The organism is Actinoplanes palleronii (assembly GCF_016862315.1).
Lineage (GTDB): Bacteria > Actinomycetota > Actinomycetes > Mycobacteriales > Micromonosporaceae > Actinoplanes > Actinoplanes palleronii.
In genome coordinates this window covers 78,403-98,890 of record NZ_BOMS01000040.1, presented here as the reverse complement: position 1 = coordinate 98,890, position 20,488 = coordinate 78,403, and the positions used below count along the sequence as shown (strand labels likewise).

Genomic DNA, 20,488 nt, shown 5'->3' with positions numbered 1-20,488 from the left:
GTTGGGGCTACCGTCGGGCCGGTACCCTGGCTCATCGTGGACATCCGTGCGCTCACCGAGCAGCTCGCCTTCAACCCGATGGACCCGACGGACCTGATCAACACCTTCGGGACGTACGGCGTGTGGGCCATCCTCTTCGCGGAGACCGGCCTGCTGGTCGGCTTCTTCTTCCCCGGTGACTCGCTGCTGTTCCTGGCGGGTATCGCGGCCTCGCCGGTGGCCGACGCCATCTTCGGCCCCGGCACCCAGATCTCGTTGCCGGCCCTGCTGATCGGCGGGCCGATCTGCGCGATCGTCGGCGCCCAGCTCGGCCACTGGCTCGGTGCGAAGTACGGCCGCAAGATGTTCGAACGCCCCGACTCGAAGCTGTTCAAGCGCGAGTACGTGGAGAAGGCCGAGTACTACTTCCAGAAGTTCGGCCCGGCCAAGGCCGTGGTGCTGGCCCGGTTCATCCCGATCGTGCGGACGTTCCTGAACCCGGTGGCCGGCACTCTCGGCATGTCGGCCCGCCAGTTCCTGCTGTGGAACATCGTCGGCGCCGTCCTCTGGGTCGACGGCGTGCTGCTGATCGGCTACCTGCTGGCCAGGAAGATCTACGACGCGATCGGCGACAAGATCGACCACTACATCCTGCCGGTGGTCGTGCTGATCGTGCTGATCTCGGCGCTGCCGATCCTCATCGAGATGCTGCGCGAGCGGAAGGCCAAGCGGAACGGCACGCACCAGGGCCCGCAGGCGTCGGCCGCGGTCGGCGTGGTCGCCGCGGCGAGCATCGCCGGTCTCGCCGAGGCCGTGACCCACCACGTCGAGGACGACGAGGACCCGAACCGCCGCCCGCGCTCACACCGCGCCTGATCACGTCCACCACACGGCCGGTCCCGGATCCCGGGGCCGGCCGTTGTGCATCCCGATGACCTCGCGGTATCGGCAGCTCTCAGGGGTGCCTCCGGCGGCCGGAGGCACCCCTGAGAGCCAGCCGAGGTCCTGCGGCGCCCGGCGGGGCCCGGAGACGACAAAAGCCCGCGGCTGCGGATGGCAGCTACGGGCGGATCAGGAAGACGCATTCCAGCCGGCCCTAGGGGACGGCCGGCTGGCCGCGTCAGTGCGTTTCCGTCTAGACCGAGACGGCAGCGGAACCCGCGAGCCGGTTCAGAAACTCCTCCGGGCAGTCCCGGAGGTGCTCCAACCGGCCTGCGGCCAGTGCTTGGTAAGTCATCGCGGCCGCTTCCTCGAGGTTGCGGGCGCGCTTGTGTGCCAACTCCACCGTGTCACCCATGACCACACAGCCATGCTGGCTGAGCACCAGGCAGTCGGTGCCGTCGGCGGCCATCGCCGCGGTCATCGCGGCGAGTTCGGTCGTGCCCGGCAGCCGGAACGGCACGGTGGACACGCGGCGCAGGTAATACGCGTGGTCCGTGGTGACGATCCGGATGTGTTCGCCGAGCGCGTCGAGCAGCAGGGCCGTCTGCGGGTGCAGGTGCACCACGGCGTTCACGTCCGGCCGTGCACGGTAGAGCGCGAGGTGCAACGCCAGCTCGCTGGACGGTTCGATCCGCGGCGGCGGCAGAGCACCGATCACCGCGGCTTCACCGTCCGTGACACGAACCGGCGCGAAGCTGGCCCGGCTGAGCCGGTCGAGCCACGCACCACTCGCGGTGATCCAGATGGCTTCCTCGTCGGGAATCCGGGCGGAGAGATTTCCGCCCGAACCACAGACAAGACCGGCCTGGACCACGTCGTAACCCACGTGTGCGAGCTGATCACGCAGATCACCCGGGACGTAGTTCACCCGTTCCTCCTCGAATGCCAGGGGTGGCCAGGGGAAGAGGTCCTCGGCCTGGCGTCACGCCCCCATGTTTCAGTGACGCCAGGCATAACCACCGATCAGCGAGCCTTCTTGGTCGCCCGCTTACGAGGCGGGGTCAGCAGGTCGGCGATCGTCGCGATAGCAGCCGGCACGAGGCGGTAGTACGCCCACACACCGCGCTTCTCCCGCTCCAGCAGGCCAGCCTCGGTCAGGATCCGCAGGTGGTGACTCACAGTCGGCTGTGAGAGACCCAGCGGCGCGGTGAGGTCGCAGACACACGCCTCACCGTCCGTTGCGGACTGGATAAGGCTCAGCAGCCGCAGCCGAGCCGGGTCGGCGAGCGCCTTAAGCACTCCCGCCAGGCGCTCGGCGTCAGCGCGTTCAATCGGCTCACCGGCAAGCGGCGAGATCTGAGGCATAGTCATTTCCGCCAACGCAGTTCCCACGATCTCCATCCTTCCACCAACTGCATCGATTCTCCTGCATGTGAGCAGGGACGAACCGGTTAACTTTCAGGCCGTAAGGCCGAGATCGATCGCCGTGTCGGTCGACCGCCGGCGCGGGCCGGAGCCCCGTACCGCACCACCCATCCGATCAACCTTTCCGCCGACACCGACTTCGGTCTCTGCCTCCTGCAACGCCTCAGCCGCCATCTGGTCGCTACCCATCCGTGTCGAGGTCTCGATCCCCTTCTCGGGAGTGAGCCAACCCACATTGTCAATTCATCGATTGTTTCGTTCACCGATCCAGAACGATGACTCAACACGGAACGCGTCTACATCATCACGCCACGCTGCGCGATCAACGGGTTGCTACGCGCCTCACGACCCGATGAAAGCACGACACCACGCTGCGCGACGGTCAATTCAGTGATGAATTTACCCAGGTCGTGCCGTGCATCCATGACATCGAGCGTACTGGCTTGAAGGAAACCGGAATCTTTCGCCCCGCCGGGACGAACGGAACTATTGACCCAGTGCTCTACATGACTCTGTAAAGAAGGTTTACCGATGGCTCATCGGCCCTCAACCTTTCCGGCGACCATAGATGCAGCTCAAAGCAGGTAACACCGTCACGGTACCCATCCATGCCTCAAGATGACCTGGTAGCCGCGCTGTGAGAGTGCTGTGAACCACGGTATTCACGTTTGTCCGACTGGGGAAAAACACCCACCGGATGGCCGATCTACTGCTATCCGGACAGCCGATCGGGTGACGCCTTGGGAAACCGTCTGTACCCGTTCGAGTGACCCACAGTCGTCGATACGGAACCGGATCTAGGCGTTCTTCGGCAAGGTCACTCGGACGGTCGACGCCAGTATTCGTCATCGAAGCCAGGCGCGGGCCGGTTCGCGGCCGGATCACCCGGTAGCGGCACGGCGCCGTGCGGCCCCTGCCCACCGTGCGTAGTCGGCGGAACGGCCGGCGGGTTTCCGGAACCCTGCGTCACATCGCCTGACGATCGCCCGGCGGCGCCCGAGGGTCCTTCCGGGGCACTCCCGAACGCGCTGCCAGGGGATGTGCCAGTCGGCAACCCGACTGGCTGGGCACCGGCCGGCGGGTACCCGGTGTGCGACACCGGCGGCTGCCAGCCGGTGTGGGAAACCGGCGGGACGAACCCCTGCGGACCGGTCGGCGCGTATCCGGACGGCCCGGCCGGCGGATAGGACATTCCCGGAGTCACTCCATAGGGCGACTGCGACTGGTACCCGTAGGGCGTGGCCGGGGCCCCGAAGGAGCCAGGAGCGCCGGATGACGCCGGCTGCCCGCCGAAAGGCGCACCCGACGGAGCACCCGAAGGCCCACCGAAAGAGGTACCGAACGGCGCGGCCGAAGCCGGGGCGTGGCCGAAGAACGGCCGCGGCGCGGCCAGCAGCATCGCGCCGACCGCGAGATAGGCGAGCACCTGCAGACCGGAGACCACGGCGTTCAGGCCGATCCACCCGTCCGGGTACGCCGAGCCGAGCGCCTCGCCGAGCGAACCCGGCACCGGGTCGCCGGAGCGCTGCACGAGCACCGAGACGAACGAGGCCAGCCCGCCGAGCCCGCCCAGCACGCAGACCACCAGAGCGACGATCCGGGCGACCCGGCTGCCCCGGCGCAGACCCAGGCCGAGCACCACGAAGAGCGCGAACGACAGGATCGCCAGCACCGCGGCGAGCGCGGCGACCAGCCAGATCACCGACACGTAGTTCTCCGCGGTGTCACCGGTGGCCGCGTCCCGGAAGCGGTTGACCGTGCCGGGCGCGATGGCGACCGCGGCGACGGCGTAGACCAGGCCGGCCGCGCCCATCAGCCAGAGCAGGGCGGACGCGGACGACACCGCGGGTGGGCGCGGTGCGCCGCCGGGCGGCGGCACGGGCGCGGTGACGGGCGGCAGGGCGGCGTACGACATCGATGGCTCCCGCGGTGGTCGGCTGGCACGAACGCTATCGCGTACCCGGGTCGTGACGTGGGCGTACCCGGACGGCCTGTGGATAAAGCGAACCGGCCCGCCGAGGAGGGGCGGGCCGGTCCGGGACGTACGGATCAGATCGGATTGTGCGGCGGCCGCTGCTCATCGGTGGGTGAAGAGCCCGGCGGCGACGCGGGCGGCTGGTCGGCCGGCGGTGAGGACTGCGGCGCGGCCGGCGGCGCGGGGGACGCCCACGGGTCGCTGGCCGGCCCGTGCTCGGACGGCGGCCCGTGCGGAGCGGCCAGCGGGTCGGACGGCGGCGAACCGTAAGCGGCGCCCGGATCGGACGGCGGCGGATACCCCGGCTGCCCCGGATAGGCCGACCCGGGATACGCCTGCCCGGGGTACTGCTGCCCAGGGAACTGCTGCCCGGGGAACTGCTGCCCCGGCTGCGGCTGGCCCGGATAGGGCTGCCCCGGCTGCGCGTACGGGTCGTACCCGGCTGGCGCCCCGTAGGACGGCGGCCCGGACGGCTGCTGCCCCGGATACGGCGGCAGACCCGGCGCCGGCTGCCCCGGCTGCCCGTATCCCGGGTCCTGAGCACCCGGCTGCTGCCCGTAGGGCCCCGGGTACGGCTGGCCGTACGCCGGCTGCTGCGGGTACCCGGTCTGGTACGGGTTCCACCCGGCCACCTGCTTGCGGAAGAACCGGTTCGACGCCGGCACCGACAGCAGGATGATCACCACGATCAGCGACGCCAGCGCGAACAGCGTGAACAGCACCGCGACCGACGAGAACCAGCCCGGCACCACGTCGTTGAGGCGGGCGTCCAACTCGCGCTGGGTGGGCAGCCGCTGCGCGCCGGAGCCGTCGTCGACCGCCTCGGCGAACCGGGTGATCAGGATGACCGCCATGTACGGCAGGACCACCGAGCAGCACATCAGGACACCGGAGAAGATCCAGGTGATCACCCGGGCCGGCTGCTTGCCGCGCAGGTTGAAGACGCCGAGGATCACCATGCCGACCGCGATGATCCCGTACAGAATGATCATCACTACCGAGAGTGTCGCCAGCGCGCTGCCGAAGCTCTCGAAGTCGGTGCCGGCGTAGGCGTCGTCGTAGATCGGCGCGGCCTTGTCGAACGTCGAGAAAGCGATCATCGCGAACACGACCTGGACCGCGGCGACCACGAAGAGCAGCACGGATGCGATCGTCACGGTGATCGGCCGGTGAGGCGGCGGCGCCGTGGGGTACGGCGCTGAGTATGTGGGAACGGTCACGGGGTCCTCCTCTAGATCCATTCACGGTATCGGTCGGAGGGCATGTCCCGCGACCGGCACGCACGCTGCGCAACGCTGTGGCAACATCGGGCAACGATGGTTCAGGCGGCCCGCACAGGGTCGCTCGTTCGAGGGGCGACATCGTTGGACGCCAACACCTAGACTTCCAGCCGTGGCGTCCGGTAGGCACCAGAGACCTCCGGTGACGCCCACTGCCCGCACGAGTCGCCCGCCCCGCTCATTGATCGCCGGGGCCGAGGCAGACCGTTTCCGGGCACTCTTCCGAATGCGCAGGCCGCGTGACCACACCGCGGCCGCCCCAGACCTGACAAGGACCGGTGAGTCCCATGCCCCACGCCGACACTCTGACCGTCGTTCACCATGACGACACCCGCACCCGTTTCACCGACGTCCGGTATCAACTACATCGCGACGGGATCAGAATCTGGTCCGCGGACGGCGAGCACGCCATCACGGACATTCTGATGACCCAGGCCTATCGGCACCGGCAGTCGGACTCGTAACACCCAGGCAGGCGAACGGCCTCGAGGACACACTCCTCGAGGCCGTTCGGCATTTCCGGGCTCAGAGGCCGCGGCGGACCGCCAGGCCGTCCTTCGCCGAGCTCAGCTCGACCATCACGGTGTCGCCGTCCTGGATCTCCCCGGCCAGCAGCGACTTCGCCAGCAGGTCACCGATCGTGGCCTGGATCAGCCGGCGCAGCGGCCGGGCGCCGTAGATCGGGTCGTACCCGTGCTCACCGAGCCAATCCACCGCGTCGGGGGTCACCGCGAGAGTGAGCCGCCGATCGGCGAGCCGGGCGCGCAGCCGCGCGAGCTGGATGTCCACGATCGCGGTCAGGTCGTTCCGGGTGAGCGCGTGGAACACCACGATGTCGTCGAGCCGGTTCAGGAACTCCGGCTTGAAGTGCGCCCGGACCGAGGCCAGCACCTCGTCGTGCCGCTCCTCGTCACTCATCGTGAAATCGGAATTCGACGACCCCAGGTTCGAGGTCAGGACCAGGATCGCGTTCCGGAAATCGACGGTACGACCTTGGCCGTCGGTGAGCCGCCCGTCGTCGAGCACCTGCAGCAGCACGTCGAAGACGTCCGGGTGGGCCTTCTCCACCTCGTCCAGCAGCACCACGCTGTACGGCCGGCGGCGCACCGACTCGGTCAGCTGGCCGCCCTCCTCGTACCCGACGTAGCCGGGCGGGGCACCGACCAGGCGGGCCACCGAGTGCTTCTCGCCGTACTCGCTCATGTCGATCCGGACCATCGCCCGCTCGTCGTCGAAGAGGAAGCCGGCCAGCGCCTTGGCCAGCTCGGTCTTGCCGACACCGGTCGGGCCGAGGAACAGGAAGCTGCCGGTGGGGCGATCCGGGTCGGCGATACCGGCCCGGGACCGGCGGACCGCACCGGCCACCGCGGCCACCGCCTCCCGCTGGCCGATCACCTTGGCCTGCAGCGACTCCTCCATCCGGAGCAGCTTGGCGGTCTCGCCCTCCAGCATCCGACCGGCCGGGATGCCGGTCCACGAGGAGATCACCTCGGCGATGTCGTCCGCGCCGACCTCCTCCTTGACCATCGGCGGCTCGGCGTTCTCCTCCTCCGACTCGGAGGCGACCTCGATCTCCTTCTCCAGGCCCGGGATCACCTCGTAGAGCAGGCGGGAGGCCTGCAGCAGGTCGCCGTCGCGCTGGGCCCGCTCCTGGGCGGCCTTGGCCTCGTCGAGCTGCTTCTTCAACTCACCGACCCGGTTCAGCCCGCCGCGCTCGCGTTCCCACCGGGCGTTCAGCGCGGTCAGCTCCTCCTCGCGGTCGGCCAGGTCACGCTCCAGCCGGTCCAGCCGGGCCACCGACGCCGGGTCGGTCTCCTTGTCGAGCGCGAGCTTCTCCACCCGCATCCGGTCGACCTGCCGCTGCAGCTGGTCCAGCTCGACCGGCCGGGAGTCGATCTCCATGCGGAGCCGGGAGGCCGCCTCGTCGATCAGGTCGATCGCCTTGTCCGGCAGGAACCGCTCGCTGATGTAGCGGTCGGAGAGGCTGGCCGCGGCGACCAGCGCGGCGTCGGTGATCTGCACCCGGTGATGGGCCTCATACCGCCCCTTGAGCCCGCGCAGGATGCCGATGGTGTCCTCGACCGTCGGCTCGCCGACCACAACGGGCTGGAAGCGCCGCTCCAGGGCCGGGTCCTTCTCGATGTGCTCGCGGTACTCGTCCAGCGTGGTCGCGCCGACCATCCGCAGCTCGCCGCGGGCCAGCATCGGCTTGAGCATGTTGCCGGCGTCCATCGAGCCCTCGCCCTTGCCGGCGCCGACCACCGTGTGCAGCTCGTCGAGGAACGTCACCACCTGGCCGTTCGAGCTGCGGATCTCCTCCAGCACGCTCTTGAGCCGCTCCTCGAACTGGCCGCGGTACTGCGCGCCGGCGACCATCGCGCCGAGGTCGAGCGAGACCAGCTTCTTGTCGCGCAGCGACTCCGGCACGTCGCCGGCCACGATCCGCTGGGCCAGGCCCTCGACGATCGCGGTCTTGCCGACACCCGGCTCGCCGATCAGCACCGGGTTGTTCTTGGTACGCCGGGAGAGCACCTGCACCACCCGGCGGATCTCGGTGTCCCGGCCGATGACCGGGTCGATCTTGCCTTCCCGGGCCAGGGCGGTCAGGTCGACGCTGTATTTCTCCAGCGCCTTGTAGGTCTGCTCGGGATCGGCGTTGGTCACCTTCCGGTCGCCGCCCCGCACCTGCGGGAACGCGTTGACCAGGATCTCCTCGGCGGCGCCGGCGTCCTTGAGCGCGCGGCTCACCGCACCTCCGGAGCGGGCCAGGCCGGCCAGCAGGTGCTCGGTCGAGATGTACTCGTCGCCGAGCGGCTTGGCGATCAGCTCGGCCTCGCCGATCGCGTTGACGAACTCGCGGGACAGACTGGGCTCGGCGGTGCTGGACCCCCGGGCGCTGGGCAGTTGCTCGACGGCCCGGGCCGCGGCCCGGCGGACGTCCGCCGGGTTGGCGCCGACAGCGCGCAACAGCGCGGGTGCGGTGGACCCGGCGGTGTCGAGCAACGACAAAAGCATGTGCCACGGTTCCACCGTGGCGTGGCCGCTGCGAGCGGCGTTGGCCACCGCGCCGGTGATCACGTCGCGGCTTTTCGTGGTCAAACGTTCGGCGTTCATGAGCTCCCCTGATCGGCTTCCCACCGGGTGTAACCCAACAGACTTGAGCGTAATCCACTCAACTTTAACTCGCTCGGGAAAGTACCGGGTGACGGACACCACCGTCGAGAGCGCTCTCCCAGGTTCAGCCGTAACGTACGGATCGTGACGCGCCTCCTGTCGCGGCGGCTGCTCCCGCTCGGCTTCATCTTTCTCGCCTCCGGGGTCGCGACCGCGGTGGTCGGCCCGTTCCTGGGCATGTTCCTCAGCACCGAGGTGCACGCCAGCCCGCTTCAGGTCACCGTGTTCCTGATCGCCGCGGCACTCTCCGGCGTGACCATGTCACACGTGATCGGCCGGTTCTCGGACCGCCGTCCGATCCGGCGCACCCTGCTCATCGCGGCCGCCCTGGCCGGCTGCGCGGGTGCCGGTCTGACCTCGGTGGTCCGCGACTACTGGCTGCTGCTCGCGCTCACCGTCACGGCCACCGCGATCGCCGGGTCGCTGTATCCGCAGTCCTTCGCGTACGCCCGGCAGGTGCTGCAGAGCGAGAGCCCGGCCCGGGCCGCGATGGGCATCAGCACGCTGCGCACGGTCTTCTCGATCGCCTGGGTGGGCGGTCCGCCGCTGGCCGCCATGCTGCTGGACGTCGCCGATTTCCGGTACGTCTACGGCACCGCCGCGGTGCTCTACCTGGTCGCCGCCCTGATCACCACGCGCTGGCTGCCCGCGATCGAGGCGCCCGCCCCGCCGCCGGCAGGCACCCCGGACGACTTCCGGCCGCCCCGTTCGATGTACGTGATCATCGCCGGGTTCACCCTGCTCACCACGACGATGGTGCTCGGCGTGCAGGCGATGTCGCTCTACGTCAGCACCGAGCTGCACGGCACGGTCGGCGACGCCGGGCTGGTCCTCGGCCTGTGCGCGGCACTGGAGATCCCGCTGATGCTCGGCTTCGGCGCGCTGAGCACCCGGATACCGGTACGACGGCTGATCCTGCTCGGCGCGGTCTGCGCGGTCGGCTATCAGGCGCTGGCCGCGACCGCCCAGTCGGTGTGGATGCTGGCCGGCGCCCAGGTGCTCAACGCCATGTTCATCGCGGCGAACTCCGGGCTGGGCATCTCGTACGTGCAGGACATGATGCCGCTGCACCCGGGCCGCGCGACCACCATGTTCACCAACACGTTCCCGATCGGGCAGATCCTGGCCGCCCCGCTCTTCGGCCTGGCCCAGCAGTACGACTACCGCCTCGCCTACGTGCTGAACCTGGTCCTCGCCGTGCTCGGCCTGATCCTGCTGCTGGTGGCCAGACCGCCGCACCGCACGGTCGCCAGCCCGCTCCCGGAGGTACCCGCCGAGCAGGCTTGAGCTGCTGCGACGAAAATCACCCGGTACGGGCTAACGTGGAGATCGTGCGCGTACGGGTGGAACAGACTCCGCTGCCGGGTATCGGCGTTCGACACGACCTGGTCACCTCCTCCGGTCGTACGGTCGGGGTGGTCTCGCACCGCAACGGTCGCCGCGACCTGGTGCTCTACGACGTCGACGACCCGGATTCCTGCCTGGCCTCGATCCCGCTGACCGACGACGAGGCGGAGGCCCTGGCCGACGTCCTCGGCGCGTCGCTGATGCTGGGCCAGCTGGCCGGGCTGCGTCAGCAGGCCGCCGGGCTGCTGACCGAGCAGATCGCGCTGCCGGCCGGTTCACCGTTCGTCGGCCGCCAGCTCGGCGACACCCGGGCCCGCACCCGCACCAGCGCGTCGATCGTGGCGGTGCTGCGCGACCGCGAAGTGATCCCCTCCCCCGGACCCTCCTTCACGTTCGAGGCGAACGACGTGGTCGTCGCCGTCGGCACCCGCGACGGCCTGGACGGCGTCACCGCCATCCTGGCCGGTAACACCGACTGAGGGTTCTCACGTGCATTCGACGACGGTCTTGCTCATCGAGATCGGCGCACTTCTGTTCGGCCTCGGCATGCTGGGACGGGTCGGCCGCCGGTTCGGGCTCTCGCCGATCCCGCTCTACCTGCTGGCCGGGCTCGCCTTCGGCCACGGCGGGCTGATCCCGCTCTCGGCCAGCGAGGACTTCATCGGGATCGGCGCACAGATCGGCGTGATCCTGCTCCTGGTCATGCTGGGCCTGGAGTACTCCGCCGACGAGTTGGTCGGCAACCTGCGCGCGGCCGCGCCGGCCGGCCTCGTCGACATGCTGCTGAACGCGCTGCCCGGCGCCGCGTTCGCCCTGCTGCTCGGCTGGGACGTGAAGGCGGCCCTGGTGCTGGCCGGGATCACCTGGGTCTCGTCCTCCGGGGTGATCGCCAAAGTGCTCGGTGACCTGGGCCGGGTGGGCAACCGGGAGACGCCGGTGATCCTCTCGGTGCTGGTCATCGAGGACCTGGCGATGGCGTTCTACCTGCCGATCGCGACGGCGGTGCTGGCCGGCGCCGGCCTGCTGGGCGGGCTCAGCACGCTCGGCGTCGCGGTGGTCACGGTGGTCGCGGTGCTGGTGGTGGCGATCCGGTACGGCGGCACGATCAGCCGGTTCATGTCGGTGAAGGATCCGGAGGCGCTGCTGCTCAGTGTGTTCGGCCTGACCCTGTTCGTGGCCGGGGTGGCCGCCGAGCTCAAGGTCTCCGAGGCGGTCGGCGCGTTCCTGGTCGGCATCGCGCTCTCCGGTCCGGTCGCGCACCACGCCACCGAGATGCTGTCGCCGCTGCGGGACCTGTTCGCGGCGGTGTTCTTCGTGTTCTTCGGGCTCTCCACCGATCCGGCCGACATGCCACCGGTGCTGCTGCCGGCACTGGGCCTGGCCGTGCTGACCATGCTGACCAAGGTGGCCACCGGGTACTTCGCCGCGCGGCGGGCCGGGATCGCGCTGCCCGGCCGGCTCCGCGCCGGGCTCGCGCTCACCCCGCGCGGCGAGTTCTCGGTCGTCATCGCCGGGCTCGCGGTCGCGTCCGGGGTCGAGCCGAAACTCGCTCCGCTCGCCACCGCGTACGTGTTGATCACCGTGGTGACCGGTCCGATGCTCGCGCGGCTCCCGGACTACGCCTGGTTCAAGAATGTGATCCGCCGTCGGATGGCCGCCCAGCGTGCGACCGCGAAACCACTGCCCAGCATCGATTGACGCGCGGTGTGATCTGAATAACTATCGAGCGAGCTGAAAGTTACTGTCGAGTATCTGAATGTGAACTCTTGACACTTCCGTTCATCGGGTGATCGCGCTAACGTTGCGCCGCGACAACTCTCTGTGTTGGGACGTTCGACACTTGCGACTGACGGTGTGATCTCGGTCGCGGGCGAACGGGTGAATAAGGCGGCCAGCGTTGAGCGTGCGAGAGGCGACATTCATCGGGTTCGGCAACCCGGTCGATCCCCGGCCGGGCGAGATCGAATCGTGGGCCTACCACCCCGAAGCGGTACCCCTGAGCGCGATGCCACGGGACTGGGATCTTCTGATCTCCGGCGACGTGCTCGGGCCGACATTGTTCGAACTGGCGATGGACCGGCAGTGCCCGGCCCGCCGGTTTGCGCAGCACTGCATGTACATCTACGCGGCGGACGGTGTCCGGCAGAACGCGAGCAGCCAGCGCAAGCGGCGGCTCAAGAAGTTCGTGGAACGCGCCGAGGAGGTCGGCGACGAGCCGATGCAGATCTGGGCGCACAACTGCCGGGTCCTGATGACCCGGCCGGAGTTGTTCGACCACCACGACTGGATGGAGGGCGGCCTGGTGCGTAACCCGCGCCGGCTCGGTCTCTTCAACCGACGGTAATCAGTCGGTCACTTCAAGCAGTAACGGCGGCCCCATCATCTGAGGGGCCGCCGTTCACTTGTCCGGAGAGCGGCGTGGGCGCCACACGACGAGCGCCGTGGAGTGGGTCTCCTGACGCACCAGATCCCGCCCGGAGTACGGACTGATCGCTTGCAGCTGGGCGATCCGCGCATACGCGTCCTCCAGCTGGTGCTCCAGGTCGGCGACCCGTTGTTGCAGGTCACCGACCATCTGTTCGAGGCCGATGATGCGTTTTATGCCGGCCAGGTTGACGCCGTCCTCCTGGCTCAGCCGCTGCACCTCGCGGAGCAGCGCCACGTCCCGTTCGCTGTACCGGCGGCCACCGCCGCCGGCCCGGCCGGGTTGTACCAGGCCGAGCCGGTCGTACTGACGCAGTGTCTGCGGGTGCATGCCGGCCAGCCGGGCGGCCACCGAAATGATCAGGACCTTCGCGTCGGAGGCCTGTTCCACCGAGATGCTGATCTCTTCATACATGTGCCACCTCCGGAAACGTCCTATCCGGTCTTACGCAAGCGCGCTTCGAGCCGCTCCCGCCCCGCGGACGGGGTCAGCTTGGCGAACTGCTCCAGCGCCTCGCGCGCCTCGCCGGTCACGCCGGACGGGATCTGCACCTCGACGGTGACGATCAGATCGCCCGCCTGACCTTCCTTACGAGCCACACCCTTGCCCCGGGCCCGCAGCTTGCGGCCGCTCGGCGTGCCCGCCGGAACCCGCAGGGTGACCGGGTTGTCCAGGGTGGGCACGCGCAGGTCGGCGCCGAGGACGGCCTCGGCCAGAGTGATCGGCACGGTCAGCGTGAGATCGTCGCCGCTGCGCCCGAACAGCTCGTCCGGACGCACCTTGACCTGCACGTACAGGTCGCCGGCCGGGCCGCCCCGGTCGCCCGGTTCGCCACGGCCGCTGAGCCGGATCCGCTGCCCGTCGGCCACACCGGCCGGGAAACGGACGTTGATCGTGCGGGTCTTGGTGACCCCGCCGGTGCCCCGGCACTCCGGGCACTTCTCGTCGACGATGCTGCCCGAGCCCTGACAGTCACGGCACGGCTCGGAGAAGCTGAACGAGCCCTGGTTGCTGGAGATCAGGCCACTGCCCTGGCACTTCGGGCACAGGCGCGGGGTGGTCCCGGGCTTGGCGCCGTTGCCGTGGCAGGTGTCGCACGCCCCGGGGGTACGCAGGCTCAACGGCAGCGTGGTGCCCCGCACCGCCTGCGCGAAGTCCAGCGTCACCTCGGTCTCCACGTCCCGGCCCCGCTGCGGGCCACGCCGCCCGGCCGGACCGCCGGTGGCGCCGCCACCGGAGAAGATCGAGCTGAAGATGTCGGAGAATCCGGTGCCGCCGAACCGCCGGTCGGCGCCGCCGCCACCCGCGGTGGCCCCACCGGTGAACCCGTTGAACAGGTCGTTCGGGTCGAACTGGCCCCCGCCGGCACCGGGCCGGCCGGCACCACGACGGAAGTTCCCGGCACTGAACAGGGAGCGCATGTCGTCGTACTCTTTGCGCTTCTTGTCGTCCGAGAGCACGTCGTACGCCTCGGACGCGGCCTTGAACTTCTCTTCCGCTTCCTTGTTGTCCGGGTTGCGGTCGGGATGCAGGTCGCGGGCGAGCTTCCGGTACGCCTTCTTGATCTCGTCGGCGGGGGCGGACTTGGTCACGCCGAGAACGGCGTAGAAGTCCTTCTCCAGCCAGTCCTTCGAGCTCATCCGGCCTCCCTCCTCGACTGACGGGTAGCGCCCCGCCCGCCGGTGAACCGGCGGGCGGGGCAGGACTTCAGGCTCACTCCGGGTCGGCGACAGCGACCATCGCCGGGCGCAGCAGCCGCTCGCCCAGCGTGTATCCACGGCGCATCACGTCGACGCAGGTCGGCTCCGTGACGTCCGCGGACGTCTGGTGAGCGACCGCCTCGTGACGATTCGGGTCGAACGGGTCGCCCTTCTCGCCGAACGCCACCAGGCCGAGCTTGCCGGTCGACGCGGTGAGCTGCTCCGCCACCGAGGCGAACGGCCCGACCAGGTCACCGTGCTCACGGGCCCGGTCGATGTCGTCGAGCACCGGCAGCAGCGCGGTCAGCACGGCACCGGTGGTCTGCTCCGATGCCACGCTCCGGTCGCGGTCGACCCGCTTGCGGTAGTTGGCGTACTCCGCCGTCACCCGCTGCAGGTCGTGGGTGCGCTCGTCGAGCTCGTTGCGCAGTGCCGCCACCTCGGAGCCCAGACCGGGCTTGGCGTCCTCGGCCACCGGGGTCTCGTCCTCCTCGTCGGGGGCGCGATGTGCGCCACCCGCCTTGCCCGGCTTCTTCGGGGAAGTCTCGTCGGTCGTGTCGATCTCGCCCTGGATGACTTCCCGCTCGGTCGTCTGACCGTCGTTGTCGTCGTCCGTGGCACTCACTTCTTGTCGTCCTCCACGATCTCGGCGTCCACGACGTCGTCGCCGCCGCCGGCCGCCGGGCCCGTACCGGTCGCGCCGCCGGGCGCGCCGGCGCCGGCCTCGGGACCGGCCTGCGGGGCCTCACCCTGCGAGTAGAGCAGCGAACCGGCCTCCTGGGAGACCTGGGACAGCCGCTCGTGCGCCGCCTTGATCTTCTCGATGTCGGTGCCGCCGAGCGCGCCGCGCAGTTCGCCGAGCGCCTCGCCGATCTTGTTCTTGCTGTCCTCGGGGAGCTTGTCGCCGCTCTCCGCCAGGAACTTCTCGGTCTGCCACTGCAGCTGCTCGGCCAGGTTGCGGGCCTCGGCGTCGTCGCGACGCTTCTTGTCGTCGTCCGCGTGGTCCTGAGCGTCGCGCATCATGCGCTCGATGTCTTCCTTCGGCAGCGCGGAGCCGCCGGTGATCGTCATCTTCTGCTCCTTGCCCGTGCCCAGGTCCTTGGCGGACACGTGCACGATGCCGTTCGCGTCGATGTCGAAGGAGACCTCGATCTGCGGAACGCCACGCGGGGCCGGCGCGATGCCGCTGAGCTCGAAGGTGCCGAGCTTCTTGTTGTACGCCGCCATCTCGCGCTCACCCTGGTAAACCTGGATCAGCACGGAGGGCTGGTTGTCGTCCGCGGTGGTGTAGACCTCGGAGCGGTGCGCCGGGATGGTGGTGTTGCGCTCCACCAGCTTGTGCATGATGCCGCCCTTGGTCTCGATGCCCAGCGACAGCGGGGTGACATCGAGCAGCAGGACGTCCTTGACCTCGCCCTTGAGCACGCCGGCCTGCAGAGCGGCGCCGACCGCGACGACCTCGTCCGGGTTGACGCCCTTGTTCGGCTCGCGGCCGATCAGGCCGTTGACCAGCTCGGTCACCGCCGGCATCCGGGTCGAGCCGCCGACCAGGATGACGTGGTCGATGGCGGAGAGCTTGACGTCGGCGTCCTTGATCGCGGACTCGAACGGGCCCTTGCAGCGGTCGAGCAGGTCCTGCGTCATGCGCTGGAACTCGGCCCGGGACAGCGAGGTGTCCAGGTGCAGCGGGCCGTTCGCCCCGGCCGTGATGTACGGCAGGTTGATGCTGGTGGTGGTCGCCGCGGACAGCTCGATCTTGGCCTTCTCGGCGGCCTCACGCAGACGCTGCAGGGCCATCTTGTCCTGGGACAGGTCGATGCCGTGCTCGCCGCGGAACGTCTTCACCAGGTGATCGATGATCCGCTGGTCCCAGTCGTCGCCGCCCAGGTGGTTGTCGCCGGAGGTGGACTTCACCTCGATGACGCCGTCGCCCAGCTCCAGCAGCGAGACGTCGAAGGTGCCACCACCCAGGTCGAAGACCAGGACGGTCTGCTCCTTGGTGCCCTTGTCCAGGCCGTACGCCAGGGCGGCGGCAGTCGGCTCGTTCACGATCCGCAGCACGTTCAGGCCGGCGATCTCGCCGGCCTCCTTGGTGGCCTGACGCTGGGCGTCGTTGAAGTACGCCGGGACGGTGATCACCGCGTCGGTGATCGTCTCGCCCAGGTACGCCTCGGAGTCACGCTTCAGCTTCATCAGCACCCGCGCGGAGATCTCCTGCGGGGTGTACTTCTTACCGTCGATGTCGATCGACCAGTTGGTGCCGACCTCCCGCTTGACCGAGCGAATCGTCCGGTCCGGGTTCGTCACCGCCTGGCGCTTGGCGACCTCGCCGACGAGCACCTCACCGTTACGGGCGAAGGCCACGATCGACGGCGTCGTCCGGGAGCCCTCCGCGTTGGCGATGACGGTGGGCTCGCCTCCTTCCAGAACGCTGACGCAGGAGTTCGTGGTGCCGAGGTCGATGCCGACCGCACGTGCCATGGTGTTCCTCGCTTCATTACCGGCTGTGTCGTACGAGCGTGAGTCCGTACAGGGTTGAGTGGAACCGACTCAATGATGCCACGCGTCTGCCAAACGGCAAATCGAAGTTGAGTCGAAGGGACGCAAGTCGAGCGTCGCACGCCCGCACCATGCGAAATCACCTACATACCTGTCCGGTCACGGCATACCGGTACCCGTTGCTCGCTCTGGATAGATCGTGCACGCTTTATCCGTGACGACGCCCGGAGACGCGGTCGGTCCGTCGGCCCTATCCGCCGTCCCCGCCGCATCGAGTGAGAAACACCAGGTCACCACGCCTGCGGCAGGCGCCGGAGAGGCGCGAACAGACCTTTCTGATCGTACGGCGACTCAACCGGCAAGTCCGGCGAACAAGGAGAGCGGCATCGCACCGGTCGAACCACCGGCCGCCGTGGGCAGACTCGCGGCGGCGCTGACCCGTCTGCGGACGACCCTCGGCACGGTCTCGTACCCACTGGTACTCCCGTCCGCCGACGAGGCTCAGCGGGTCGGCTCCGCCCTGCTCGCCCAACTCGACGACTATCTGCTGCCCAAACTGAACCGGCTGGACGCCCCACTGCTCGTGGTGGTCGGCGGCAGCACCGGCGCGGGCAAGTCGACACTGGTCAACAGCCTGGTCCAGGAGCGGGTGACCAACTCCGGGGTGCTGCGCCCGACCACCCGTTCGCCGGTGCTCGTCGCCCACCCGGAAAACCTTGCCTGGTTCGAGCAGCCACACCTGTTGCCGGCCCTTATTCGTACGGTCAAGAGCAGTGACGATCCGAACTCCCTGCAAGTCGTCGGCGCCCGGGCGATCGGCCCCGGCCTGGCCCTGCTGGACGCGCCGGACGTCGACTCGGTGGTCGACCACAACCGCAAACTGGCCGCACAGCTGCTCGCCGCCGCCGACCTGTGGCTGTTCGTCACCACGGCGGCCCGGTATGCCGACGCGGTGCCCTGGGAGCTGCTCAAGACGGCCAAGCTGCGGGGCACGGTGATCGCCCTGGTGCTGGACCGGGTGCCGCTGGACGCCGCCGCCGACATCTCCGCGCACCTGGGCGAGATGCTCACCGAGCACAACCTGGGCAACGCCCCGCTGTTCGTGCTGCCGGAGACCGAGCTGGACGAGCGCGGCATGCTGCCCGGCCCGGTGATCGAGGGGATGCGGCAGTGGTTCGCCCAGCTCTCGGCAGACCCGGCCGCGCGCGACGCGGTGGCCCGGCAGACCCTGGACGGCGCGCTCGCCGCGCTCGCCCCGGCGGTGGAGGGCCTGGCCGAGGCGGCCGAGGACCAGACCCGGACGGCGCAGGCGCTGGACGAGCGGGTCGACGCGGCCTACCGGACCGCGAAACGCACGGTCCGCGACGGTTTGCAGGACGGCCGGCTGCTCCGCGGTGAGGTGCTGGCCCGCTGGCAGGAGTTCGTCGGCACCGGCGAGTTCGTCCGTAGCCTGGAGTCCCGGGTCGGGCAACTGCGCGACAAGTTCATCGCCGCCGTCACCGGCCGGCCCGGCCCGAGCCGCAGCCTGCAGGTCGCGCTGGAGTCCCAGCTGGTCACGCTGCTGCGCGGGGTGGCGACCGACGCCGCCGAGCAGGCGTACGCGTCCTGGCAGGCCCACCCGTCCGGCGAGGCGCTGCTGGTCACCGACCTGAAGACGGCCTCGTCCGACCTGCCGCTGGTCGCCGACCGGCTGGTCCGCGACTGGCAGCGCTGGGTGCTCGACCTGGTCCGCCGGGAGGCCGGCGACAAGCGCTCGGTGGCCCGCGGCGCGGCGTACGCGGTGAACGGCGCCGGCCTGGCCGTGATGATCGCCGTCTTCACCTCGACCGCGTTCATCCCGACCGGGCTGGAGGTCGCGGTCGGCGCCGGCACCACCGTCGCCGCGCAGAAGGTGCTCGAGGCGGTCTTCGGTGACCAGGCCATCCGTACGCTGGCCGAGCGGGCCCGGACCGAGCTGGTCGGCCGGGTCGACGAGCTGCTCGACGCCGAGGCCGCCCGCTACACCGCACGAACCTCGGCTGTCCGCCGCGAGGCGGAGCCGGGCACACTGTTGCGCCAAGCCGCCGCCGCGGTGGAGAGCGCTCGGAAGGACATCGCGTTGACCGGATCGGGGTCATGAGTCTGGTGGAGAAGCAATCCCGGGACGGCCAGGCCGTCGATCGGGTGGACGCCGAGGGACTGACCCGGCGACTGGAAGCCCTGGCCCGGTATCTCCGGCTGGTCGACCCGTACCTGCCGGACGGCGAGCTGGTCGCGGCGCACACCGTGGTGGAACGGGCCAGCGGACGGCTCACCCTGTCGCTGGAGCACACCGTGGTGGCGCTCGCCGGCAGCACCGGAAGCGGCAAGTCCAGCCTGTTCAACGCGCTGGCCCGGTTCAAGCTGTCCCCGGTCGGTGTCCGCCGGCCGACCACCGGCACCGCGCACGCCGTGGTCTGGGGCCCGCTGGAACCGGCCAGCCGGCTGCTCGACTGGGTCGGTGTGCTGCCCCGGCAGCGCTTCGTCCGGGAGAGCGCGCTGGACGGCGACGACGAGGCCTCGCTGCGCGGGCTGGTCCTGCTCGACCTGCCCGACTTCGACTCGGTGGAACACGCTCACCAGCTCGAGGTGGACCGGCTGCTCGGCCTGGTCGACCAGATCGTCTGGGTGGTCGACCCGCAGAAGTACGGCGACCGGATCCTGCACCGGGCCTACCTCTCCCAGTTCGCCTCGCACGTCGGCGTGACCATCGTGGTGCTCAACCAGGCCGACCGGCTCAGCCCCACCGACACCGAGGCGGTCCTCACCGACCTGCGGCGGCTGCTCAGCGACGACGGGCTGGACGGGGCGCCGGTGATGGCCACCTCGGCGAAACAGCCCGGCATGCTGACCGATCTGCGCGGGGCGCTGGAGTCCACGGTCGCCGACCGGCAGGCCGCGCTGCGCCGGCTCGGTGCCGACCTGGACGCGGTCGCCGAGGACCTGGCCGAGATGATGGGCCCGCCGGCCGCCGAGGACGAGGTGGACCGGGCGACCGTACGCCAGCTCACCGAGACCCTCTCGGCGTCCGCCGGGGTGCCCGCGGTGGCCGACGCGACCGCCGCCGCCTATCGCCACCGGGCTGCCGCGGCGACCGGCTGGCCGCTGGTCCGGGGCCTGCGCCGGCTGCGGCCCGACCCGCTGCGCAAGCTGCACCTGGCCGGGGAGGTCAAGACCGACGGGGTGTCCACCGACGTGGTGCCGCGTACCTCGTTGCCGGAGGCCGACGCCGCGCAGAAGTCGGCGGTGGGCCTCTCGGTCCGCGCGGTCGCCGACCGGGCCGCGGCGCCGCTGCCCGAGGTCTGGGCGCCGGCTCTGAACACCGCTGCCCGGTCCCGCACCGCGGACCTGCCGGACGCGCTGGACCGGGCGATCGCCACCACCGACCTGGCCGCGGATCGCCGGCCGCTCTGGTGGCGGGTGACCGGGATCCTGCAGTGGGTGCTGCTCGCCACCGCGGTGACCGGCCTGCTCTGGCTGGTGGTCGGCTACGGGCTGCGGGCCCTCGGTCTGCCGAAACTCGACAATCCGGAGCTGGGCGTGGTCCCGCTGCCGACCGTGCTGCTGCTCGGCGGGCTGCTGGCCGGGTTGCTGGTCTGGCTGCTGCTGAAACCGATGGTCGAGGTGGGTGGGCGACGTGCCCGGCGCCGGGCCGAGCAGCGGCTGCGGGCCGCGGTCACCGACGTCGGCCGTGAATACGTGGTGGCGCCGGTGCGTGAGGTGCTCAACGCGTACGCCCAGGCGCGCGAAGCGCTCGGTGTGGTGCGTCCGGAATAATTCGCCG

General features: G+C 69.9%; 17 protein-coding genes. 7 read left to right on the top strand and 10 right to left on the bottom strand.

What is annotated here, in order from left to right; all coding sequences use genetic code 11:
* The first annotated feature begins 36 nt into the window (after positions 1 to 36).
* Positions 37 to 855: a DedA family protein gene (locus Apa02nite_RS14000; RefSeq protein ID WP_239164308.1), complete on the top strand. Its 819-nt coding sequence runs from the start codon at positions 37 to 39 to the stop codon at positions 853 to 855.
* A gap of 259 nt (positions 856 to 1,114) precedes the next feature.
* Here Apa02nite_RS14000 and Apa02nite_RS13995 read toward each other — a convergent pair whose 3' ends face one another.
* From Apa02nite_RS13995 to clpB, 6 genes are all read right to left on the bottom strand, one after another.
* Positions 1,115 to 1,789: a class II aldolase/adducin family protein gene (locus tag Apa02nite_RS13995; RefSeq protein WP_067701746.1), complete on the bottom strand. Its 675-nt coding sequence runs from the start codon at positions 1,787 to 1,789 to the stop codon at positions 1,115 to 1,117.
* Between the two features lie 95 nt (positions 1,790 to 1,884).
* Positions 1,885 to 2,262 (bottom strand): ArsR/SmtB family transcription factor, encoded by a 378-nt coding sequence (locus Apa02nite_RS13990; RefSeq protein WP_067701749.1) that lies wholly within the window; start codon positions 2,260 to 2,262, stop codon positions 1,885 to 1,887.
* A 320-nt stretch (positions 2,263 to 2,582) separates the two neighbouring features.
* Entirely contained in the window at positions 2,583 to 2,711 is a 129-nt protein-coding gene (locus Apa02nite_RS51895; protein ID WP_269748420.1) for a hypothetical protein, read from the bottom strand.
* Positions 2,712 to 3,103: 392 nt separating this feature from the next.
* Positions 3,104 to 4,201 carry a hypothetical protein gene (locus Apa02nite_RS13985; protein WP_203825368.1) on the bottom strand — a complete coding sequence of 366 codons (1,098 nt, stop codon included), beginning with the start codon at positions 4,199 to 4,201 and terminating at the stop codon, positions 3,104 to 3,106.
* A 134-nt stretch (positions 4,202 to 4,335) separates the two neighbouring features.
* Positions 4,336 to 5,481 (bottom strand): shisa family protein, encoded by a 1,146-nt coding sequence (locus Apa02nite_RS13980; RefSeq protein WP_203825367.1) that lies wholly within the window; start codon positions 5,479 to 5,481, stop codon positions 4,336 to 4,338.
* 585 nt (positions 5,482 to 6,066) lie between these two features.
* Positions 6,067 to 8,655 (bottom strand): ATP-dependent chaperone ClpB, encoded by a 2,589-nt coding sequence (gene clpB, locus Apa02nite_RS13975; RefSeq protein WP_203825366.1) that lies wholly within the window; start codon positions 8,653 to 8,655, stop codon positions 6,067 to 6,069.
* 144 nt (positions 8,656 to 8,799) lie between these two features.
* Between clpB and Apa02nite_RS13970 the strand changes: the two genes are divergently transcribed.
* The 4 genes from Apa02nite_RS13970 to Apa02nite_RS13955 all read left to right on the top strand — a co-directional run bounded on the left by Apa02nite_RS13970 (position 8,800) and on the right by Apa02nite_RS13955 (position 12,406).
* Positions 8,800 to 10,002: a sugar efflux transporter gene (locus Apa02nite_RS13970; RefSeq protein ID WP_203825365.1), complete on the top strand. Its 1,203-nt coding sequence runs from the start codon at positions 8,800 to 8,802 to the stop codon at positions 10,000 to 10,002.
* Between the two features lie 44 nt (positions 10,003 to 10,046).
* Positions 10,047 to 10,541 (top strand): cation:proton antiporter regulatory subunit, encoded by a 495-nt coding sequence (locus Apa02nite_RS13965; RefSeq protein ID WP_067702153.1) that lies wholly within the window; start codon positions 10,047 to 10,049, stop codon positions 10,539 to 10,541.
* Between the two features lie 10 nt (positions 10,542 to 10,551).
* Positions 10,552 to 11,760: a cation:proton antiporter gene (locus tag Apa02nite_RS13960; RefSeq protein WP_067701768.1), complete on the top strand. Its 1,209-nt coding sequence runs from the start codon at positions 10,552 to 10,554 to the stop codon at positions 11,758 to 11,760.
* Positions 11,761 to 11,959: 199 nt separating this feature from the next.
* The gene (locus tag Apa02nite_RS13955; protein ID WP_067701771.1) at positions 11,960 to 12,406 is read left to right on the top strand and encodes a hypothetical protein; all 447 of its coding nucleotides are present in this window, start codon (positions 11,960 to 11,962) and stop codon (positions 12,404 to 12,406) included.
* A gap of 54 nt (positions 12,407 to 12,460) precedes the next feature.
* Here the strand turns inward: Apa02nite_RS13955 and Apa02nite_RS13950 are convergent, their stop codons facing one another.
* The 4 genes from Apa02nite_RS13950 to dnaK form a co-directional block, all read right to left on the bottom strand.
* Entirely contained in the window at positions 12,461 to 12,901 is a 441-nt protein-coding gene (locus Apa02nite_RS13950; protein WP_067701774.1) for a heat shock protein transcriptional repressor HspR, read from the bottom strand.
* 20 nt (positions 12,902 to 12,921) lie between these two features.
* A complete protein-coding gene (gene dnaJ / locus Apa02nite_RS13945) occupies positions 12,922 to 14,127 on the bottom strand; it encodes a molecular chaperone DnaJ (RefSeq protein ID WP_067701777.1) in 1,206 nt (401 codons plus the stop codon).
* Between the two features lie 73 nt (positions 14,128 to 14,200).
* On the bottom strand, positions 14,201 to 14,812 hold the full coding sequence (gene grpE / locus Apa02nite_RS13940) for a nucleotide exchange factor GrpE (protein WP_203825364.1): 612 nt from the start codon (positions 14,810 to 14,812) through the stop codon (positions 14,201 to 14,203).
* On the bottom strand, positions 14,809 to 16,668 hold the full coding sequence (gene dnaK, locus Apa02nite_RS13935) for a molecular chaperone DnaK (RefSeq protein WP_067701783.1): 1,860 nt from the start codon (positions 16,666 to 16,668) through the stop codon (positions 14,809 to 14,811). The genes grpE and dnaK overlap by 4 nt, the downstream gene beginning before the upstream one ends.
* Positions 16,669 to 17,098: 430 nt before the next feature.
* Here dnaK and Apa02nite_RS13930 point away from each other — a divergent pair, with 430 nt between their 5' ends.
* The gene (locus Apa02nite_RS13930) at positions 17,099 to 18,805 is read left to right on the top strand and encodes a GTPase family protein (RefSeq protein WP_203825363.1); all 1,707 of its coding nucleotides are present in this window, start codon (positions 17,099 to 17,101) and stop codon (positions 18,803 to 18,805) included.
* Positions 18,802 to 20,481 (top strand): GTPase family protein, encoded by a 1,680-nt coding sequence (locus Apa02nite_RS13925; protein WP_203825362.1) that lies wholly within the window; start codon positions 18,802 to 18,804, stop codon positions 20,479 to 20,481. Before Apa02nite_RS13930 ends, Apa02nite_RS13925 begins: the two co-directional genes overlap by 4 nt.
* Positions 20,482 to 20,488 lie beyond the last annotated feature (7 nt).

What these genes read in the sequence shown, in the direction of transcription:
- Apa02nite_RS13990 (WP_067701749.1), bottom strand. Translation starts at nt 2,262, where the DNA reads ATGGAGATCGTGGGAACTGCGTTGGCGGAAATGACTATGCCTCAGATC.
- Apa02nite_RS51895 (WP_269748420.1), bottom strand. Translation starts at nt 2,711, where the DNA reads ATGGATGCACGGCACGACCTGGGTAAATTCATCACTGAATTGACCGTC.
- Apa02nite_RS13985 (WP_203825368.1), bottom strand. Translation starts at nt 4,201, where the DNA reads ATGTCGTACGCCGCCCTGCCGCCCGTCACCGCGCCCGTGCCGCCGCCC.
- clpB (WP_203825366.1), bottom strand. Translation starts at nt 8,655, where the DNA reads ATGAACGCCGAACGTTTGACCACGAAAAGCCGCGACGTGATCACCGGC.
- Apa02nite_RS13950 (WP_067701774.1), bottom strand. Translation starts at nt 12,901, where the DNA reads ATGTATGAAGAGATCAGCATCTCGGTGGAACAGGCCTCCGACGCGAAG.
- dnaJ (WP_067701777.1), bottom strand. Translation starts at nt 14,127, where the DNA reads ATGAGCTCGAAGGACTGGCTGGAGAAGGACTTCTACGCCGTTCTCGGC.
- dnaK (WP_067701783.1), bottom strand. Translation starts at nt 16,668, where the DNA reads ATGGCACGTGCGGTCGGCATCGACCTCGGCACCACGAACTCCTGCGTC.
- Apa02nite_RS13925 (WP_203825362.1), top strand. Translation starts at nt 18,802, where the DNA reads ATGAGTCTGGTGGAGAAGCAATCCCGGGACGGCCAGGCCGTCGATCGG.